This is a genomic window from Nocardia grenadensis, from assembly GCF_050942415.1.
Taxonomy (GTDB): domain Bacteria; phylum Actinomycetota; class Actinomycetes; order Mycobacteriales; family Mycobacteriaceae; genus Nocardia; species Nocardia grenadensis.
In genome coordinates this window covers 2,441,384-2,460,151 of record NZ_CP192054.1, presented here as the reverse complement: position 1 = coordinate 2,460,151, position 18,768 = coordinate 2,441,384, and the positions used below count along the sequence as shown (strand labels likewise).

Annotated in this window: 20 protein-coding genes; 10 read left to right on the top strand and 10 right to left on the bottom strand. The window is 66.4% G+C overall.

Going from position 1 to position 18,768, the window contains the following annotated elements; all coding sequences use genetic code 11:
• Window positions 1-90: 90 nt before the first annotated feature.
• Entirely contained in the window at window positions 91-1,104 is a 1,014-nt protein-coding gene (locus ACQPYS_RS11155; protein ID WP_431939061.1) for an Lrp/AsnC family transcriptional regulator, read from the bottom strand.
• A 133-nt stretch (window positions 1,105-1,237) separates the two neighbouring features.
• On the opposite strand from ACQPYS_RS11155, the gene ACQPYS_RS11150 reads away from it, so the two are divergent.
• From ACQPYS_RS11150 to ACQPYS_RS11140, 3 genes are read left to right on the top strand one after another with little or no spacing between them, the layout of a single operon-like run.
• A complete protein-coding gene (locus ACQPYS_RS11150) occupies window positions 1,238-2,338 on the top strand; it encodes an NAD/NADP octopine/nopaline dehydrogenase family protein (protein ID WP_433492522.1) in 1,101 nt (366 codons plus the stop codon).
• On the top strand, window positions 2,335-3,366 hold the full coding sequence (locus tag ACQPYS_RS11145; protein ID WP_433492521.1) for a 3-hydroxybutyryl-CoA dehydrogenase: 1,032 nt from the start codon (window positions 2,335-2,337) through the stop codon (window positions 3,364-3,366). The genes ACQPYS_RS11150 and ACQPYS_RS11145 overlap by 4 nt, the downstream gene beginning before the upstream one ends.
• Before the next feature lie 13 nt (window positions 3,367-3,379).
• Window positions 3,380-4,792, top strand: coding sequence for an MFS transporter (locus ACQPYS_RS11140; RefSeq protein WP_433492520.1), 1,413 nt, complete (start codon window positions 3,380-3,382; stop codon window positions 4,790-4,792).
• Window positions 4,793-4,862: 70 nt separating this feature from the next.
• Here the strand turns inward: ACQPYS_RS11140 and ACQPYS_RS11135 are convergent, their stop codons facing one another.
• From ACQPYS_RS11135 to ACQPYS_RS11100, 8 genes are all read right to left on the bottom strand, one after another.
• Complete coding sequence (locus ACQPYS_RS11135) at window positions 4,863-6,404, bottom strand: solute symporter family protein (RefSeq protein WP_431939065.1); 1,542 nt, start codon at window positions 6,402-6,404, stop codon at window positions 4,863-4,865.
• Window positions 6,401-6,700 carry a DUF485 domain-containing protein gene (locus ACQPYS_RS11130; protein WP_431939066.1) on the bottom strand — a complete coding sequence of 100 codons (300 nt, stop codon included), beginning with the start codon at window positions 6,698-6,700 and terminating at the stop codon, window positions 6,401-6,403. The genes ACQPYS_RS11135 and ACQPYS_RS11130 overlap by 4 nt, the downstream gene beginning before the upstream one ends.
• 114 nt (window positions 6,701-6,814) lie before the next feature.
• On the bottom strand, window positions 6,815-7,771 hold the full coding sequence (locus ACQPYS_RS11125) for a PDR/VanB family oxidoreductase (protein ID WP_431939067.1): 957 nt from the start codon (window positions 7,769-7,771) through the stop codon (window positions 6,815-6,817).
• Between the two features lie 9 nt (window positions 7,772-7,780).
• Complete coding sequence (locus ACQPYS_RS11120; protein WP_063036120.1) at window positions 7,781-8,521, bottom strand: SDR family NAD(P)-dependent oxidoreductase; 741 nt, start codon at window positions 8,519-8,521, stop codon at window positions 7,781-7,783.
• Window positions 8,518-9,030, bottom strand: a complete 513-nt coding sequence (locus ACQPYS_RS11115) for an aromatic-ring-hydroxylating dioxygenase subunit beta (protein WP_433492519.1) — start codon at window positions 9,028-9,030, stop codon at window positions 8,518-8,520. The genes ACQPYS_RS11120 and ACQPYS_RS11115 overlap by 4 nt, the downstream gene beginning before the upstream one ends.
• Window positions 9,023-10,315, bottom strand: a complete 1,293-nt coding sequence (locus ACQPYS_RS11110) for an aromatic ring-hydroxylating oxygenase subunit alpha (RefSeq protein WP_433492518.1) — start codon at window positions 10,313-10,315, stop codon at window positions 9,023-9,025. The genes ACQPYS_RS11115 and ACQPYS_RS11110 overlap by 8 nt, the downstream gene beginning before the upstream one ends.
• Window positions 10,316-10,335: 20 nt before the next feature.
• On the bottom strand, window positions 10,336-10,701 hold the full coding sequence (locus ACQPYS_RS11105) for a hypothetical protein (RefSeq protein WP_063036117.1): 366 nt from the start codon (window positions 10,699-10,701) through the stop codon (window positions 10,336-10,338).
• Window positions 10,702-10,730: 29 nt separating this feature from the next.
• The gene (locus tag ACQPYS_RS11100; RefSeq protein WP_063036116.1) at window positions 10,731-11,891 is read right to left on the bottom strand and encodes an acyl-CoA dehydrogenase family protein; all 1,161 of its coding nucleotides are present in this window, start codon (window positions 11,889-11,891) and stop codon (window positions 10,731-10,733) included.
• Between the two features lie 169 nt (window positions 11,892-12,060).
• On the opposite strand from ACQPYS_RS11100, the gene ACQPYS_RS11095 reads away from it, so the two are divergent.
• The 6 genes from ACQPYS_RS11095 (at window position 12,061) to ACQPYS_RS11070 (ending at window position 17,000) form a co-directional block, all read left to right on the top strand.
• A complete protein-coding gene (locus tag ACQPYS_RS11095; protein ID WP_431939072.1) occupies window positions 12,061-13,554 on the top strand; it encodes a PAS domain-containing sensor histidine kinase in 1,494 nt (497 codons plus the stop codon).
• Between the two features lie 66 nt (window positions 13,555-13,620).
• Window positions 13,621-14,178: a flavin reductase gene (locus ACQPYS_RS11090; RefSeq protein WP_063036114.1), complete on the top strand. Its 558-nt coding sequence runs from the start codon at window positions 13,621-13,623 to the stop codon at window positions 14,176-14,178.
• Window positions 14,154-14,423, top strand: a complete 270-nt coding sequence (locus ACQPYS_RS11085) for a hypothetical protein (protein ID WP_063036113.1) — start codon at window positions 14,154-14,156, stop codon at window positions 14,421-14,423. The genes ACQPYS_RS11090 and ACQPYS_RS11085 overlap by 25 nt, the downstream gene beginning before the upstream one ends.
• Window positions 14,420-15,748: an amidase gene (locus tag ACQPYS_RS11080; RefSeq protein ID WP_433492517.1), complete on the top strand. Its 1,329-nt coding sequence runs from the start codon at window positions 14,420-14,422 to the stop codon at window positions 15,746-15,748. Before ACQPYS_RS11085 ends, ACQPYS_RS11080 begins: the two co-directional genes overlap by 4 nt.
• A complete protein-coding gene (locus ACQPYS_RS11075; RefSeq protein ID WP_433492516.1) occupies window positions 15,745-16,302 on the top strand; it encodes a nuclear transport factor 2 family protein in 558 nt (185 codons plus the stop codon). Before ACQPYS_RS11080 ends, ACQPYS_RS11075 begins: the two co-directional genes overlap by 4 nt.
• 77 nt (window positions 16,303-16,379) lie before the next feature.
• Entirely contained in the window at window positions 16,380-17,000 is a 621-nt protein-coding gene (locus ACQPYS_RS11070) for a response regulator transcription factor (protein ID WP_433492515.1), read from the top strand.
• A gap of 7 nt (window positions 17,001-17,007) precedes the next feature.
• On the opposite strand, the gene ACQPYS_RS11065 is transcribed toward ACQPYS_RS11070, so the two are convergent.
• Window positions 17,008-17,778, bottom strand: coding sequence for an IclR family transcriptional regulator domain-containing protein (locus ACQPYS_RS11065; protein WP_433492514.1), 771 nt, complete (start codon window positions 17,776-17,778; stop codon window positions 17,008-17,010).
• A 126-nt stretch (window positions 17,779-17,904) separates the two neighbouring features.
• On the opposite strand from ACQPYS_RS11065, the gene catA reads away from it, so the two are divergent.
• Window positions 17,905-18,753: a catechol 1,2-dioxygenase gene (catA, locus tag ACQPYS_RS11060; protein ID WP_433492513.1), complete on the top strand. Its 849-nt coding sequence runs from the start codon at window positions 17,905-17,907 to the stop codon at window positions 18,751-18,753.
• Window positions 18,754-18,768 lie beyond the last annotated feature (15 nt).

The following is an 18,768-nucleotide window of genomic DNA, read 5'->3' as shown; positions in this document are numbered from 1 at the left end:
CACCGCTGCGCCCTCCTGCGCGCAGTACTCGGTGATGCTCCGTGCCGAGGCCGGCGGTATCACCGGGCGGCAGCGGTACCTCGCTCGGCGTCACGGAGCGGTATCGCGGCAGGTCGTCAGCAGCTCCAGTGGATAGAAACCGGTGCATCGGCCTGCCCGGTCGAGTATCGAGCCCAGCCGCTTGGGCGTCTCGAGTGTGACACTTCGGTCCACCACGGTGAAGCCGGGTACCCCCGACTCGAGTTCGTATTCCAGGCGCGACAACTCACTGATCTGCCTCAACCACACCGTCATCAGGACGTTCGCGGTCCCCGTCACCTCGCAGCACACGCGGATCTGGGGGAACGAATCGAGTGCATCGACGAGCGTGCCGAGCGTGCGCGGTGTCGCGCGGGCCCACACGTTGGCGGTGACCGGCCATCCACCGAGTACGTGGGCGACTTCGCAGCGAATGGAGAGGATCCGCTCGGCGACGAGGTAGGCGAGCCGGCGCCGGACGGCCGGTGCGCTGATCCCACAGACTTCGGCGAGTTCGACTGCCGACCGTCGGCCGTCGGCAGCGAGCGCGGCGATCAACTTCAGATCCGCTGCGTCCGGCTGATGGACCAGTGGTCGCGGTACCGGACGGTACCGCGACAAGGACGACTCCTCGCCGATGTCGAGAGCCCGCACCCGCCAGCGTTCGCTCTCCCCGAACACCTGCATCACCACGCGGGTGCGAGTACGGGAGACCATGGGGGACCCCGCAAGCTTCTGCACCCAGTCACCGAGGGTGTCGAGATCGAAGGTCATGACGGTGAGAAGCAGGTCTCCGTCTCCGGCGGTGCGCTGAATGGTCGCGACCTTGCCGTCCCGAGAGAGCTCGCGCATCAATTCCGGCCCGCGCTCGGCCACCTCGATCTCCACGAATGCGGCACATTGCGTGTTCAGATAGGCCGGGCCGGGGTAGGTGACGATCCAGGCCAGACCGCTGTCCACCAACCGTTCCCAGCGGCGTGCGGCGGTGGGCGCACTGACACCCGCGACATCGCCGACGGCACCCCACGGAGCACGCGGTGCGGACTGTAGTGCGTGAACGATACGGAAATCAACATCGTCCGGCACGTGACGATCCTTCATCGAGTGGCCTTCCAACTCAATTTCTGAACATCCCGCGAAAGTCGGCGACCGCGTCTTTAATGTTCGCTTCCACATATCGGCGACTGCGCAACGGTCGGCGATCGAGGAGGTTATCGAAATGAAGATCACGGTTATCGGCGGCGGACACGGCTCATATGCGGCGGTTGCCGATATGAGTGCGAAGGGACACGACGTCAACTGGTGGCGGCGTGATCATAATAGTTTCGCACCACTGCTGGATGCGGGAGAGATTCGGGTCGAGGATCACCGCGGGCATCGCACCCTGGCGATCGGTTCCGACGGCCGCATCACCATCGAGCCCGACCTCGGCCGTGCCGTGGCCGACGCGGAGATCGTTATCATACCCGTCCCCGCCTTCTCTCACCCCGACCTCGCGGAACGAATAGCACCGCACCTGACCGACGGCCAGGTGGTGTACTTGCCGCCGGGCAGCTTCGGTTCGCTGATCTTCGCGCGGGCCGTAGCAGCCGCCGGTAACCCCGCCAAGATCGCCTTCGCCGAGACCGGGACCCTCCCCTACCTCGCGCGTAAGCACGGGGACAACCGGGTCGTGGTGAGCGGCTACGCTACGCGGCTGCCCACCGGAGTCCTCCCCGCGCACGACAGCGAAAGAGCGCTGGCGGTGCTGGCGAAAATATATCCTGTCGAACCCCTCGATGATGCGCTGAGCGGGGCGTTGATGAATGCGGGTCCGATCATCCATCCACCGCTGATCTTGATGAATGCCGGCCCGCTGGAGCACTTCGCGGCCTGGGACATCCACAACGAGGGCACTCAGGATGCCGTCCGCCGCGTCACCACCGCACTCGACACCGAACGTATCGCCATCCGCACCGCGCTCGGGTACGGCGGTCCGCATTTCCCACTCGCGGACCATTACACTCCGGACGGCGACGAATGGATGTACGGTAACGCCGCGCACGAGAAGCTCACCGATAGTGGTGACTGGCGCGAGCACATCGATCTGCACACTCACCGGTACATGACCGAGGATGTCGAGATCGGACTCGCCCTGCTCACCTCGGTCGGCCACTGGGCCGGGGTACCGACGCCGGTGGCGAGCGGGCTTCTCGCGACAGCCAATGCGATCACCGGCCGGTCACCGGATAGTGGCGGCCGGACGCTGGCCGCCCTGGGGCTGGATGAGCTGGATAGCGACGGGCTGAAACGGCTTCTCCACGAAGGGTTCTCGCTATGACGGCGACGGTCGTGGTGGTCGGAGCGGGTCGCATGGGACAGGGGATAGCGGCCGCCCTCGGTTTCGGACGGGTCGACGTCACATTGGTCGACCTCCGCGACCGCGGCGACGGAGCCGAGGCGTATCTCACGGCGGCCCGTGCCGCGATCCGACTGTCACTGGAGCGCAAGATCCGATTCGGGCTGTTGGCCGAGTCCGATCTGCCCGGGATACTCGACCGGATCCGGGTGGTCGGGCCGGAGGTGGTGGTGCCGGCCGAGGCCGACCTCGTCTTCGAAGCAGTGCCGGAGGTACTCGATATCAAGCGAGCGACCTTGGCGTGGATCGAGTCGGCGGTCGGCGCGGACACGCCCATCGCCTCGACCACCTCTAGCTTTCTCGTGAGCCGCCTGGCCGAATTCGTCGCACGTCCGGAGCGCCTGCTCAACGCGCACTGGCTGAACCCGGCCGACCTGATGCCATTGGTGGAGGTGAGCCCGAGTGCCGCGACAGCGCCCGCAGTGGTCGAGGCGACGTGCGACTTGTTATCGGCGGTCGGCAAGACACCGGTGGTCTGCGCCGCATCGCCGGGGTACATCGTCCCGCGGCTTCAGGCGCTCGTGATGAACGAGGCGGCCCGGATGGTCGAGGAGGGCGTGGCCAGTGCCACGGAGATCGACCGGGCCGTCCGGATCGGATTCGGCTCACGATTCGCCGTGCTCGGCCTGCTCGAGTTCATCGACTGGGGCGGATGCGACACCCTGTTCCACGCCTCCAACTATCTCCGCGACGAGCTCGGCAAGCGCTTCGAGCCGGCTCCCCTGGTCCAGCAGAACATGGCCTCCGGACGCCGGGGCGACACCGGCGGCGGTTTCTACGATATCGAGCCCACCGCGCTGAACGACTATCGGGCACAACGTATCGCGACCTTCGCGCGGGTCCTCGACGCGACGGGACAACTACACCGCTACGACGACCTTCCACGGCAAACAGTCCGAGACGCCGCGGGAGTTCCCTCGACACGCCCTGCCGGCGGGTCGCAGAACTGATGAGGAGAACGCTGTGACAGCTCTGAGTTCACGAGAGCACGATTCCGCGACCGAGCGCGAGCGCCCGATGAGATTGGCGATCGCCTCCGGTGTCGGCACCATCCTCGAGTTCTACGATTTCGCGATCTACGGCACCGCCACGGCGCTGGTGTTCAACAAGGTGTATTTCGACACCGATGACCCGTGGTTCGGCACCTTCCTCGGCTTTGCCACCTTCGCCGTCGGATTCGTCATGGCACCGGTCGGCGCGGTGATCTTCGGACACTACGGGGACCGGTTCGGCCGGCGCGCAGCGCTCACCACGGCATTCATCTTGATGGGGTCGGCCACTCTGGTCATGGGCCTGGTACCCGACTCGCGTGCGATCGGGATCGCTGCCCCGTTGATACTCATCTTCCTCCGGATGCTCCACGGGATCTCGCGCGGCGGCGAGATCGGCGGAGCGGTGCTGCTGGCGGCCGAGCACGCGCCCGCGTCGCGTCGCGGGCTCTACGGATGTTTCGTCACCCTCGGGTCCCCGGTCGGCGCGATTCTGGCGAATACCGCCTTCGCGCTCGTGCTCCTGCTCCCGATGGAGCAGGTGATCGCGTGGGGCTGGCGTATTCCGTTCCTGGTGGGCGCCATCGTTCTCATCGTCGGCATCTGGACGCGGACGCGGATCTCCGAGACACCGGAGTTCGCCGATGCGAGTTCCGGCGCAGACCGGCCTGCCCCGCGCGGCCTGGCGGTGCTCCGGCAGGACTGGCGCGGTGTACTCCGGGCCGCCTGCGTCAACATCGGCCAGAACTGCTACGCGTTCCTGCTGTTCACTTTCATGTTGTCCTTCCTGACCGAACCCGACCCGGGCCGGGGATTCTCCCGTTCGCAGGTTGTCTGGGGAATCACCGCCGCCCTCGCGTGCCACGCCGCGACGGTGATCCTCGGAAGCCATCTCTCCGACCGGCTGGGCCGCAAAGCGGTGATCGGCTTCGGCATGGGGTCCGCCGCGGTCTTCGCCCCGATGTTGTTCTGGGTCACCGCGCACGGCTCGTTCCTGGCCTGTATCACGGTGATCTGTATCGGATTCACCTTGACCGGGTTCGTGTACGGGCCGATGTTCACCATGTTCGCCGAGCAGTTCCCGGTGACCCAGCGCTATAGCGGCGTAGGTATCGGATACCAGGTCGGCGCGGTGCTCGGCGGCGGCATCGCGCCGATGGTCGCGAACCGGATCGTGAGCGGTACCGGCACTGTGGTCCCGGTCGGCTTCTACGCCATGGCACTCATGTTGATCAGCCTGGTCGCACTGCTGATGGGTAGGGAGACCGCGCCGCTGGCGGTCGGGCGACCGTTGCGGACGCGACTCAGCGTGTACGCGGGCACCGGTGGCCGAGGTCGTCGTGGTGGATATCCGAAGGACGCGAAACCGCTGGAGCAGTCGAGTTAGTGGACACCGATCCGTTGCGTCGATGCCGGCCACCCCTCATCATCCGGTGGCCGGCATCGAAGCACCATTGTCAGGACGAAATAGCCACGGGCTGTTCCGTCGTACGACCGGTCAGGGCGCGGATACGCAGTGAACGGAACACGGTGGTGGCGGCCGCGGCCTCGTCACCCTTGGGCGCGCCGGCGAGCGCCACCACAATGGAGACCAGGAAGGAGATGGGCGCCACCGCCAGAGCGGGATTGGAGAACGGCAGAACCGAATCCGGGCCCTGTACGGCGGGGCTGAGGATGATCACCGCGATGGACAGGACCAGGCCGGTCACGATGCCCGAGATCACGGCACGCGCGGTCATCCGGCGCCAGTACAGGGTGAGCAGCAGAGCCGGCAGATTGGCGCAGGCGGCGATGGACATACCTAGAGAGGCCAGGAAGGCCACATTCTGGCGTTGCGCGGCGAAGGCGATGGCGACTCCGACCAGGCAGGTGGCGACCGTGGCGATCCGGGCCGCACGATGCTGGGCGGTGGGCGAAACCTTCCCGTTGCGCAGCACCTGACCGTACAGATCGTGGGCGATGGCGCCGGACGTGGCGATCACCAGCCCCGACAGTGCGGCCAGGATGGTCACGAACGCGACCGCGGCCACGAACGCGAGCAGCACACCGCCGCCGAGCGTTTCCGCCAGCTGCGCGACGGCGAGGTTGCCGCCCTTGTTCTCCGTGGCGATAACGTCGGGACCGACCAGCACGGCGGCGCCGTAACCGAGGACCGGGATCATCAGATAGAAACCGAAGAAGATCCAGATGGAGGTATAGGCGGAAGTGCGGGCCTGCTGCGCGTTCGGCACCGTGAGGAACCGGATCATCACATGCGGGAGCCCGAGGACACCGAGCACCAGCCCGACCGTCTGCGACAACTGGTCGAACGAGGCCGCGTCACCGGAGCGTCGCGGGGCGACGTACTGCTGCCCGAACTCGGCGAGCGCGGTACTGAACGGCCCGAACGGGTTGAAATCGAAGCGCACCAGGACGAGGACGAACAGTGCCACCGCGCAGACCAGCAGTAGACCGGTCTTGATGATCTGGATCCAGCTGGTCGCCAGCATACCGCCGACCAGGGTGTACGCGGTGGTCAGCGCGCCGATGACGAGCACCGCGACCGGGTAGTCCAGATCGAACAGCAGCGAGACCAGCAGCGCCGCGCCCACCAACTGCGAGACCAGGTAGACCACGCTGATCACCACGGTGCTGACCGCCATGAGCGAGCGGACGTCCTTACCCGGAAAACGGGTGGCCAGGACGTCGGCCAGGGTGAATCGGCCGAGGTTGCGCAGCGGTTCGGCGATGAGCAGCAGCGCCAGGACGAACGCGACAGGGACGAACACCGCGAGGTAGAACCCGTTGAACCCGGTGAGCGCGATGGCGCCGGTGACCCCGAGGAACGACGCGGCGGAGATGAAATCGCCGGCGATGGCGACCCCGTTCTGCCGGCCGGTGAGCGCGCCGCCGGCGACATAGTGGTCGGCGGCGGATTTGTTCTGCCTGGCGGCCCAGGCGGTGATCACCAGGGTCACCACCACCAGGGCCGCGAACAGCGAAGCGGAGATGATGTTCATGCGCGGACGCCTTCCTGCGCGACGCGGCTTTCGAGGGCGGCGGCACGAGCCATGTAGTAGCGGGCCACCACAATGGCCACGGCGAACTGGAAGAAGGCATAGACCCAGGCGACGGTCACGCCGCCGACCACCACCGTATCCAGGACGGAGGTGAATCCACCCAGTACGGGCAGGGGGAAGAACAAGAGCAGCACCACCGCGCTGAGCCGGAACACCAGGCGGGCGCGTTCTCGGGCGAGGTCGTCGAGACCGGAATTCGCTTCGGACGCGGCGGTCTCGGCGTGAGAATATTCCATGGGAAATCGTCTTTCGGTTGTGTGATCCACTACACGCTAGAGCGGCGATGTGACATGGAACATCGGAAGAATTCCCGGTGTGAATACGGAATTCCTTTATCCGGATCGAGCGGATCAGATCAATTCGATGACCAGTTTGCTGGTTTTCGACCGTGAGACACAGAGCGCCATCTGGTCACCGGCTGCCTTGTCCGCGACGGACAGGCAGTTGTCACGATGGTCGGGTTCTCCTTCGAGGACATTCGAGACGCAGGAACCACAGATTCCTTCCTCGCAGGATTTGAACACCTCGATTCCATTTTCCTCGAGCACCGAGAGAATCGAGCGGCCGACGGGGATTTCAAAACTCTCACCGGTGTCGAGTTCGACGTTGAAAGCGGTATCGCCGGAGGTGTCGGCCTCGGCCGCCTCGAAGTGTTCGATGTGCACATTGTCGATACCGACCACCGGTGTCATGAGGTCGGCGACGGTATCCATGAACCCGGCCGGGCCACAGGTGTACACCGCGCTGCGGGGAGAGAGGCCGGCGGCGACCGCCACCAGCGCGGCGCGTTGTTCGGTGCGGGTGCGTCCGATGTGCAACTGCACCCGGCCCCGGAACTCCGACCGGTTCTCCAGAAAGTCGAGGAACGCGGTTTCCGCGCGACTGCGGGTGAAGTAGACCAGCGTGAATTCTGCATCGCAGGCATGCAATTCGTAGGCGATGCTCAGCAACGGCGTGACGCCGATGCCGGCGGCGACCAGTACATGCCGGTCGGCGTCCGACGCCACGGTGAGGATATTGCGCGGCTCCCCGATCTCGATGATGTCGCCTGCGCGCACCTCGTGCAGCGCCGCCGAACCACCGCGGGATTCCGATTCCCGTTTCACCGCGATGGTCAGCGACGCGGTTTCCGCAGGCGATCCGCACAGCGAATACTGCCGGAGGATGCCGGTCGGTCCGGTGACGTCGATGTGCGCGCCGGCACGGTACGGGCCCAGCGGCGCCCCGTCCTCCCGTACCAGGCGCAGCGCGCGGATACTCGGTGTCTCCGCCACGATGTCGGCTACCACCACTTTGATATCGGTCACGGGGAACTCCTAACGCATATAGAGACCGCCGTTGGCGTCCCAGCATGCTCCGGTGACCGACGCGGCGGCCGGTGACGCGAGCAAGGCGACCATCTCGGCGATGAACGCCGGATCGCCGAGACGCCCGACGGGAATGGTTCGGGCGAAGGTGTCGAGATTGTCCGCGCCGACGATGTCGTGCACAACAGGTGAATCCTGCGGTCCCGGCGATACAGCGTTCACCGTGACCCCGGAGGCGGCCAGTTCGCGAGCGAATACTTTGGTCAGCGAGATGACCGCGCCTTTGGCGGACGCGTAGTGCCCGCCGGTCGCGGTGCCGCCGTTCTGTCCGGCGAGCGAGGCCATGTTCACGATCCGGCCATACCCCTGCGCGGCCATATGCCCGCCGAACAGCTGGCAGGACTGGAATGTTCCGCGAAATCCGACGGCCATGACGCCGTCGAGTTCGTCGGAGCTGATCTCCAGCAATGGCCGGGCCTGGGTACGGGCGGCATTGTTCACCAGCACCTGTACCCCGCCGAAATCGGCGACCACCGTGGCGAGCAGCTTCTCCAGCGAGCTCTTGTCCGCGACGTCCACCGCGTAGCCGCGCGCCCCGACCGCACCGTCCAGTTCGGCGGCCAGCGCCGCGGCGGCGATACCGTCCAGGTCGGCGACGGCGACAGCGTGCCCACCGGCGTGCAGCCGGCGGACGATATACGCGCCGAGGCCACCCGCGCCCCCGGTGACCACGGCAACCGGCGCGCTCACAGGAGGAACCCCGCGGCGGGCACAGCGTCCTCGCTGTCGACCAGGCGGATCACCTTGCGGACGATCCGGTCGTCATCCGGTGCCGCGCCGAGGCGGATACGGTATTCGAGATCTCCCGCCCAGATATCGTGACGGCCACGTTTGAAGGCGACGAGGATCTGGGCTGCCCGCAGGTGTACTTCGTCCTCGGTGACGTGCTCGGCGACGAACCGGGAGACGGTGCGAGTGGTGACTGCGGCGTCGACAGCAGCGAGGGCGTAGCCTTCGGTCATCCGGCGGACGCGCATCTCGCGCATGCGGGCGTCATCATAGATCATATTCAGGGTGTTGTCGAAATCTTCGGTGTCGCGGTCGATCGGTACCACGTAGTGGGCATCGGCGGTGTAGAGCTCCTGCCAGGCGTGATACTCCCTGCGGTCGAGCAGTTCGGCTTCGCGCCAGATCAGCTCGATCGCGCGCGCGACCCGGCTGTCGCTGAACACCGCTGTCGCGGCGTGGGTCTCAGTCATCGCTCATCATCTGCTTCCACTGCTGGTACGCGGCGCGCATACCGGTCTCGTCGGTGACATGGGAGGTAGGCCAGCCTTCAAGACTCGGTTTCTGGCGAGCAAGGCCGCGGTTGACCAGAATCGGCATATCGGGGTCGGCCTGCGCGCCGCGCTGGACGCGGTCCCAGCCCTCGGCGTCATCGGGAGTGCCGAAACCGAACGGACCCTGGAAGTGCTCGTGCACCCGCAACCGCGCCCGGTTGACCGGGCCCGCGATTTCGGCGGGGCCGTCGGGGCCGATGGCCAGGTGTTCGATGATGGTTTCGTCGACCGAGATCGGGCGCAGCACCCGGAAGAAAGCCGCGGACATGGATACGTTCGGAAACAGATTGAGGTTGAACCCGGTGCCGTGCATGGCGCGCACCAGTTTCCGGACGGCGGCGTCGTCGAGACCGGCACTCTTCAATTCGGCGACCAGATCGTCGAAACGGGCCTGGAGCGGTTCGCTGCCATCGTCGGCATCGAGATCGGAGTGCTCGGGCACCATCTGCATCACACTGTGACCGTTCCCCAGTTCGTGGGTGACCGCTTCCGGATCGGTCATGAACGACATCATGTCGGCGGTCTCGGCGTCGACCGAGGCCATCCAGGAGCGGTGCACGATCGGGAAGTGGTAGCCGTCGGTGGTGTTCTCCAGCTGGATTTTCCAGTTCCCGTGGAAGGTGAACCGGTGGGTGCCCAGCACTTTGATCGGATAGCCGCCCCCCTGTTTCATGAACCGATCGATCCAGAGTTTCGCGTCACCCAGGAAGTCGGCGAGCGGTTCGATGTCCTGGTTGAATGTCGCGAACACCATGCCGCCGTAGGACTCGGTGCGCAGCTTCTTCAGCGACAGATCGCCCTTCTCCACAACGCCCTCGTAGCCGTCGGGATAGGGGATCCCGCGCAACTGGCCGTCGAGACTGTAGGACCAGGCGTGATAGGGGCAGGTGAAGCCGTTGGCGACGCCGTTCTTCTGCTCGCAGATACTCGCGCCGCGATGCCGGCAGCGGTTGAGCAGAGTGTTCAGCGCGCCCTTGCGGTTACGGGTCACGATCACCGGCTGGCGGCCCACGTAGGTGGATTTGAAGCTGCCGGGTGTGGGAAGCTCGGATTCGTGAGCCACCCAGATCCAGGTGCTCTCGAAGATCCGGGTGATCTCCTGTTCGAAGATCTCCGGGTCGGTGTAGATCCGGGCGGCGACCCGATCCTCGCGGACCAGATCGGCGGATACCCGATGCGGGAGCGCGGCATTGTGCGCGGTCATGATGCCTCCTGGCGGGTTGGTCAGTACTGGCGTGGGGTCAGCGCCCGGCCGATGCGGGCCTCGATCTTCAAGTACTTCCAGAGCTTCCAGTCGCTCGTGCCGACCGGGATGGTGCGGACCAGGTTGCAGGCGGCCTTGACGGTGTCGTGGCTGTCGGCGTCGGCGAGCAGGTAGCAGGTCCACGGCCAGCTGTCGGATGGCCCGACCATGGTGGAGTCGTCGTCGATATCGCCGATGAAATCGATACCGTCGAGCACTTTGATCCCGTCGCTCAGCGCGACGAAGGCGGTCCAGACATCGGCGGTGGTGACGCCGGCGGCCGGAAGATCGAAGAAGTTCTGGTTGATGCCGATACAGAAGAGAACGCGCAGCGGGCTGTCGGTCACGGGGAGTCCTGTCGTAGAAAGGCTGTCGGTCAGTGGAATCCGGGCACAGTGGCGGGCTGCCCCATCAGAACGGCGCCGGCCGCGTCGACCAGGCCCGGCCCCAGAAAGGCGTGCTGCTGTGGCACCAGCGCATCGCCGGCCCACTGCTGGAGTGGGTGGCCGTGGAAGATGGCGGCGGTACCGGAGATCGCCACGAGGCGGTTCACCACCGAGGCGGCAGTGGCGGCGATATGACTCGCCGCGAGCCGCAGATGGGCGTTCTGCTCGGCGGTGGCGGGATCACCGCGCAGCACCGTCTCCCATACCTCCTCGGTGACCTCATAGAAGTAGGCGCGGGCGGAGCGCAGGTCGGCTTCGGCCTGGGCCACTGTGGCGCGGTAGTACGGGCGATCGGCGAGCTTGGGGGCGCCGGTGATACCGGCCCGGCCCGCGCCGATCTCGACGGCGTGGTCGAGGGCGGCCCGCGCGACCCCCGCGCCGACCACTGCCAGCACCTGGGCGGCGTAGGCGATGGTCGGGTACCGGTACAGCGGTTCGTCGACGGTGGGTTCGCCACCGCGGACGAAGATCCACTCGGGCGGTACCACGACATCGCGTACCACCAGGTCGAACGAGCCGGTGCCCCGCATACCGACCACATCCCAGTCCTGGACGATCTCCACCTGGTCGGGGCGCAGTACAGCGGTGCGGGGCTTACCGTCGGTGTCCGCGTCGCCGGGGATCCCGACACCCAGGACGTCGGCGCCCATGCACCCGCTGGCGAACTTCCACCGTCCGTCGACCCGAAAACCGCCGTCGGCCGCGGGCGCCGGCTGGATCGGGAAGAGCCCACCGGCGAACACCACATCGGGGCCGTCGGCGTACAGGGCCGCCTGGGTATCCAGCGGCAGCGCCGCCAGATATACCAGCGCCGAACCGAAACTGGCCACCCATCCGGTGGAACCGTCGACGACGGAGATACGTTCGACGATGCGCAGGAACTCGGCGGGCGCCAGGGGTTCCCCGCCGAAGCGCCGCGGGGTCGCGGCGCGGTAGACGCCCACTTCTTTGAGCCGCGCGACGAAATCCCGCGGCACGTACTTCTGCTCGCCGAACTCCTGCCGCCGCGCGGCGAGCTCGACGAGGACGTCGTCGAGATCCGTCGCGCCGGTCGCGGACCGGACCGTGGCTTGCGAGGTGGTCACGATCACCTGCTCCTGTCGTCGATGGGCTGTCCTTCGACGGTAGGGAGATCGCGGTCACACGAACATCGGTAAAGCCCGCGCGCGGGCGGGTGGGAACCACCACCCTTGTAGGGGAAACCTTCAGTCGACCCCGGACGATCGGAAACCCGCAGTTCGGAAAGGCTACGCTGGCGCGATGTCCGTCGATCCGCAAGCCCCGGAACTGGTTGTCTCGGATTTCGTCACGATGATGAACACCACCGAGGTGTGTGTCCTGGTGCACGACGCCGCCACCAAGAACATCCTGTGGGCCAACCCGGCGGCCTGCGCGATGCTCGGTTTCGATCTCGCCGAGATCCGACCGTTGAAAGCCCACGATATGAGCAGTTCCGCCCAGCAGTACGACCGTGTGATCGGGCGGGCCTGGCTCCAGGATGCGGTCGAGCACGGCACCAGCCGGATCGAATGGCATTACCGGTCCAAATCGGGGCGGATCATCCCGACCGACTCGGTGGCCACCCGGATCGAGCTCGCTCAGGGACCCGCGGTGATGGTGCAGTTCCGCGATATCGAACGCGAACAACGCACCGAGCGCGCCCTGCGGCTGACCACGACCTATGTGGAAGCCCTGGCCCGGCACACGTCCACCATGGCGTTCGTCCTCGACGAAGCCGGTGAGATCCGCTTCGCCACCGATACCGCGCTCACCCGGCTCGGGCTGGACCCGGCCGTCGAGCTGCCGGCCGGACCGCAGCTCACGCAGTATGCCCACCTGCACCGTGACGGCCGGCGCACCGAATGGGAGGCGGTGGCCGCGGACGCCGACCCGGTCGCTTCGGTGCGCCTGGAGATCGACCGGGCGGACGGTTCCACCTCCTGGCTCGACGGCAGCCTGGAACGGTTGGACGAAGCCGGTGTGACGGCCTACCTCATGCTGGTGCACGACGTCTCCGACCGGGTCCGCGACGAAGAGAAACGGGGGCTCGAACTACAGCGGGAGAACTATCTGGCCCGGTACAACGCCATGGGCGATATGGCGATGGCAATAGCCCACGAATTGGGCCAGCCGCTGGCAGCCGCCGGCAACTACATCGCGGGAATCCGCTCACACCTGCCCGCCGGAGAGGGGCTCGACCGCCGGGTCACCGTCGGTGTGGAAGCGGCCCGCAAACAGATCGACCGCGCCGCGACCATCGTCTCCACCCTGCGGGCGTTCGTCGGCCATCTGGAACAGGTCGAGCAGGTGGCCGATCTGAACGAGATCGTAGCCGAGTGCTTGTATTTCGTGCGGTTACGGGCGGATGAGGCCGGTGTCCGGGTCGAACTGGAGCTTTCCGATGACCCGGTGAGAATACGCTGCGAGCGGGTGCTCACCGGCCAGGTCATCGTCAACCTGTGTTTCAACGCCATCGACGAGATGGGTCAGTGCCCACCCCGCTCGCGGCGCATCGTGCTCACCACCGCGCGTCGCGACGACGGAGGATGTTTCACCGTCCGCGATTACGGCCGCGGGGTGCCGCGGGATCCGTTCCTGGATTCGTTCACCTCGAAATCACACGGCAGCGGTATCGGGCTGGCCTTGAGTTATCGGATCATCACCCGGCAGCACGGAAGTATCTGGTGCCGAGCGGCCGACGGCGGCGGATCGGTCTTCGGTTTCACCTTGCCGGCACCTACGGCGAATAAGTAAAACCTTCAGCGCACCCGGAGGAAATCTCGATACCTCGAGGCGTAGATCACTCGTAGCGTCGATGCCATGACCAAGCAATTGACCGCCGAGCAGCGTGACTTCCGGGCTGCGATGTCGAATCTTTCGGCCGCAGTCAACGTCGTCACCACCAACGGACCGAGTGGTCGCGCAGGCATCACGGTCAGCGCTGTGTGCTCGGTGACCGACACCCCGCCCACGATGATCGTGTGCGTCAATCAGTCCAGTTACACCCACGCGATCTTCCGTCGCAACCAGCGGCTCTGCGTGAACATCCTGAGTTCATGCGACGAGGAACTGGCCGGGCATTTCGCCGGTGCCACCGCAATCCCGATGTCCGAACGGTTCGAATGGCCCGTCTGGGATCACGACACCGAGGACATCCCGATGCTGCGGACCGCGGCGGCACGGGTAGTCGGCCGAATCATCAGCGACCATACCCAGGGTTCGCACTCGATCTTCCTGGTGAGCGTGCAGCGCGTCGATGTCCGGGAGAACACCGGGGCACTCGTCTACTTCCAGCGGCGCTTCCACAGCATCGGCCTCGACCATCGATCGCACCCCGAGCAGGAGACCACCGGATGGACGACACGGACCACCGCATGACGCTCATGTGTTACAACGACACGCACGGCTACGGCTGGCGCCATGTCGATCTGTTCCTGCACGATGCCGACGGGCACGAGCTGAACTGGGTGCACTGGCAGGTCGCGGAGGACGGCCCGGACGCCGCCGACCGGATCACCGCACTGGCCGAACCCGGCCTGCGCCGCATCTCCGATTGGCGGCACGCGGTGAGTGCGAGCGGTATGGATTACTGGTCGGCCGAGGCGAAGTGGATCGAATCATGACCTTTTCCGAATCCCTTTACGCGCCGTGGTCGCTACGCGACCTGGTCGACGATATGGCCGCCGGGCGCACCGACGCCGCAGCAGCCTGGGAACGTTCGGCCGACCGGATCACCGCCACCGAAGAGACACTGGCCGCCTGGGTCACCCGCAACCCACGGCCGCAGTTCCCCACGCCGGATGGAGCTCTGGGTGGAATTCCGTTCGGTGTGAAGGACATCATCGACGTCGCCGGTCATCCCACCCGGTGCGGCTCGGTGCTGCGTGCGGACAGCGAACCCGCGGCCCAGGACGCGGAGATCGTGCGACTGTGGCGGTCGGCGGGTGCCCTGCCCGCCGGCAAAACCGTCACCACCGAATTCGCCTACTTCGCGCCCGGCCCCACCCGCAACCCGGCGGCACCGCGACATACACCCGGCGGTTCGTCGAGTGGGTCGGCCGCCGCAGTCGCCGCCGGTCAGGTACCGCTGGCCCTCGGTTCGCAGACCGCGGCCTCGGTGACCCGGCCCGCCGCCTACTGCGGGGTCGCGGCCCTGGTCATGACGCGGGGCCTGCTGCCCACCACCGGTATAACCGGGCTCGCACACAGTCTGGACAGCCACGGCTACTACGCCGCGCAGGTCCGCGACCTGGCCTGCGCGTGGGCGGCACTGCGCGGAGTTCCGGACCCATCGGCCACTTCTCCGCGACCGCCACGATTGGCCTTCTGGACCGCGGCGCCGCTGGACGCTGTGGATCCGGTGATGGCCGACGCGATCGCGACGCTGCGGGAGCGGCTGCGCGCGGACGGCGCCACCGTCATCGATTTCGCCGCCGAACAGACCGTCGCCGACACCACTGCCGCGCACCGAGTGGTCATGGCCTTCGAGGCCGCCCGGGAACGCGCCGGTGAACTCGCTCGTGCCGACGCATTGAGCGCGCCGCTGGCCGAACTGCTGCGTACCGGAGCCGCCACCGACCAGAGCGATTACGACGAGGCGCGCCGGATTGTGGAAAACGCGCGGCGCGAGGTGCTGGATATGTTCGCCGGCTACGACGCCGTGGTCGGACCCGCCGCTCCCGGCCCCGCGCCGGTCGGACTGGCGGCCACCGGCGACCCGGTACTCAGCCGCGCCTGGCAAGCCCTCGGGCTGCCCGTCGTCACCGTCCCCGGTCTGCGCACACCGCAGGGCCTACCGCTCGGCGTGCAGGTCATCGGACCACCACGAACAGAATCCGCGCTGCTCCGCACGGCCGCCTGGATACAGGACCGCACCATCCTCATCAGCCGGGTTCCTTCGTCCGCCCCGCCGTCTTCGCCGGCACCGACGACCGGAAGAACGTCATGACCGATTTCGAAACCATCGAGCGGTTGACCCGCCGGATCGACACATTGGAAGGCGAGGCCGAGGTACGGCGGCTGCAGGCAAGATATATGTTCCTGTGCGACACCCCCTGCCCCGAGTTCGGAGTCACCGACGACGCACAGCGGATCGACCTGATCATGGAGCTCTACACCGAGGACGCGATCTGGGAGGGGGTCGGCGAGTACTACGACGGCCAGTTCGGCCGCCTCGTCGGCCGCGACGCCATCCGCGCCCATTTCGAACGGTTCTGGGATCCCGGCCGCGACTCGGCTCTGGTGCTCAATGCGCACTACCTCACCGCCGAGCAGATCCGGGTGGACGGTGATTCGGCTGCCGGTCAATGGATTCATATGCAACCGTGGCTGTACTCCGACGGCACCGGGCTGCTGCGCTCGAGCCGGCTCAACAACACCTTCCGTCGGGTGGACGGGTCCTGGAAGATCGCGCGCACTCGAACGGAGAATGTCTTCGTTGCCCCGCTGCCGCATGCCTTCGCGGACAGTTTTCCGGCCAGTTCGGTGCTGATGAGGCCGTGATCGAGGTGTCCACCAGATATTCGCCGATCGACCATCCGAGCGCCCCGCCGAACTGCTCCCCCGTAGAATCGAACAGCATGAGCGGTGCTCACTCCCCGGTCGTCCATATCGTCGACGATGATGAGGACCTGCGCCAATCGCTCGCGTTTCTACTGCAGAGCGTCGGGATCGACGCGCTGACCTACGCCACGGCGGCCTCCTTTCTGGAAGAAGCCGATCTGGACGAGGCCGGAGTCATCATTGTCGATGTCCGGATGCCCGGGTTGAGCGGATTCCAGTTACAGGAAGAACTCAACCGGCGCGACTATCCCGCACCCGTCATCTTCTGCTCGGCGCACGGCGATATCCCCATGTCGGTGCGTGCCCTGCGGGCCGGGGCGGTCGATTTCCTGGAAAAACCCTACGAGCCGCAGCGCATGCTCGAGGTGGTGCAGGAACAGTTGCTCGCCGCCGATCGGGCCTTCGCCGAGCGTGCCGAACGCCTGCGGGTCGAGCAGCGGCTGTCCGATCTCACGCCTCGTGAACGGGAAGTACTGCACCTGGTCATCGAGGGCAGGTCCAGCCAGCAGATCGCCAGCCGGCTCGGGACCAGCGTCAAGACCGTCGATGTGCACCGGGCGCGGATCAAGGCGAAAACCGACGCCGAGAGCTTGGGCACGCTGGTCCGCGACATCCTCGCCTACCGGGTCACGGTCTGACCCGGGGTCAGGGTGTCCATCCGAGACCGCGGCTGAGTTCACCGGCCGCAGCCGACACAGCGGCACTCGCGGTGCGCTCGAAATCCTCGGCTGTCGTCCGGCCGGTGGACGTCGAGCAGGCGATGACCGCGACGACCGAGCCGGACTGGTCCCTTACCGGAACGGCGATCGAAATCAATCCTTTCTCCAGTTCTTCGGAGGTGAGTGCATAGCCTTTTTCCCGGACGAGGGCGAGCTCGCGCTCGAGCCGGTCGGCATCGGTGATCGTCGTGGCGGTCAGCGGGCGGAACTCGGTGCGGGCGATCACCTCGTCGAGCGTCGTCCGCGACGCCCACGCCAGCAGCGCGCGACCCATCGAGGTCGCATAGGCCGGTACGCGGGTGCCGACCGAGACATTGATGCTCATGATCCGGCGCACCGGTACCCGCGCGGCATACACCACCTCGGCGCCGTCGAGGACGCCGAGCGACGCGGATTCGTGCAGTTCGTCGGCTACCGCGAGGAGATGCGGCATGGCTTGTTCGAGCAGCGTGTGGGTGGCCGAGTAATGCTGCCCGATGCTCAGCACGCGTGGTGTGAGCGTCCAGCGCGGGCCGGAGCCGGCCACGTAGCCGAGCCGCTGCAAAGTCAGCAGAATACGGCGGACCACCGGTTTGGCCAGCCCGGTGGCGTGCGCCAGTTCGCCCAGTGTGGGATTCGGCCGGTCGCTGTCGAACGCGGTGAGCACGGCAAATCCCCGCTCGATGCTCTGGATGTAGTCGCGCTCGTTCTCGCTCATACGGTCCGGTCCCATTCTCTTCTTGACAAACCAAGTGACCACGCGCACAGTAATCGGTACGCATTGCGTTATCTAAGTACGCATAGCGTACCTCTTCATCCCCCGGTCCTCTCCGAGGAGTTCGATATGACCACCACCCAAGCCGTCTCGCCCACCGCGCTCGGCTCCGGCACCGCCGCTACCGACAAATTCAAGGGCGAGCGGGCCACCACCGACACCTCCCCGGAGCGCCTGGCGGCCATCGCCCGCGACGCCCTGGGTGCCCTGCACAAGGTGATCCTCGAGCACGGCGTCACCTATCCCGAGTACCGCATCTTCAAGCAGTGGCTGATCGACGTAGGCGAAGGCGGCGAATGGCCGCTGTTCCTCGATGTGTTCATCGAACACGCGGTGGAGGAAGTACTGGCGAAGAGCCGCAAGGGCACCAAGGGCAGCATCGAAGGGCCCTACTACGTCCCGGAGGCACCGCAACTGCCCGCCGAATGCGAGCTGCCGATGCGCACGCAGGACCGCGAGCAGACACCGTTGATCTTCTCCGGCCAGGTCACCGATCTCGACGGTAAGGGCCTCGGCGGCGCGAAGGTGGAACTGTGGCACGCGGATGCCGACGGCTACTACTCCCAGTTCGCCCCGCATCTGCCGGAATGGAACCTGCGCGGAACCATCATCACCGACAGCGAGGGCCGGTACTCGATCCGCACCATCCAGCCGGCGCCGTACCAGATCCCGACCGACGGCCCGACCGGCGCGTTCATCACCGCGCAGAACGGCCACCCGTGGCGGCCGGCGCATCTGCATCTCATCGTCTCGGCCGCGGGCCGGGAATCGGTGACCACCCAGCTCTACTTCCGTGGCGGCGAGTGGATCGACAGCGATGTCGCTTCGGCCACCAAACCCGAACTGATTCTCGACCCGGTCAACGGTGACGATGGCATCAACCGTGTGACCTACAACTTCGCGCTGGATCCCGCCTGAACCACTTCGCCTCCG

Coding starts and splice junctions, on each gene's coding strand:
- ACQPYS_RS11150 (WP_433492522.1), top strand. CDS start 1,238: ATGAAGATCACGGTTATCGGCGGCGGACACGGCTCATATGCGGCGGTT.
- ACQPYS_RS11145 (WP_433492521.1), top strand. CDS start 2,335: ATGACGGCGACGGTCGTGGTGGTCGGAGCGGGTCGCATGGGACAGGGG.
- ACQPYS_RS11135 (WP_431939065.1), bottom strand. CDS start 6,404: ATGAACATCATCTCCGCTTCGCTGTTCGCGGCCCTGGTGGTGGTGACC.
- ACQPYS_RS11130 (WP_431939066.1), bottom strand. CDS start 6,700: ATGGAATATTCTCACGCCGAGACCGCCGCGTCCGAAGCGAATTCCGGT.
- ACQPYS_RS11115 (WP_433492519.1), bottom strand. CDS start 9,030: ATGACTGAGACCCACGCCGCGACAGCGGTGTTCAGCGACAGCCGGGTC.
- ACQPYS_RS11110 (WP_433492518.1), bottom strand. CDS start 10,315: ATGACCGCGCACAATGCCGCGCTCCCGCATCGGGTATCCGCCGATCTG.
- ACQPYS_RS11095 (WP_431939072.1), top strand. CDS start 12,061: ATGTCCGTCGATCCGCAAGCCCCGGAACTGGTTGTCTCGGATTTCGTC.
- ACQPYS_RS11090 (WP_063036114.1), top strand. CDS start 13,621: ATGACCAAGCAATTGACCGCCGAGCAGCGTGACTTCCGGGCTGCGATG.
- ACQPYS_RS11085 (WP_063036113.1), top strand. CDS start 14,154: ATGGACGACACGGACCACCGCATGACGCTCATGTGTTACAACGACACG.
- ACQPYS_RS11080 (WP_433492517.1), top strand. CDS start 14,420: ATGACCTTTTCCGAATCCCTTTACGCGCCGTGGTCGCTACGCGACCTG.
- ACQPYS_RS11075 (WP_433492516.1), top strand. CDS start 15,745: ATGACCGATTTCGAAACCATCGAGCGGTTGACCCGCCGGATCGACACA.
- ACQPYS_RS11070 (WP_433492515.1), top strand. CDS start 16,380: ATGAGCGGTGCTCACTCCCCGGTCGTCCATATCGTCGACGATGATGAG.
- ACQPYS_RS11065 (WP_433492514.1), bottom strand. CDS start 17,778: ATGAGCGAGAACGAGCGCGACTACATCCAGAGCATCGAGCGGGGATTT.
- catA (WP_433492513.1), top strand. CDS start 17,905: ATGACCACCACCCAAGCCGTCTCGCCCACCGCGCTCGGCTCCGGCACC.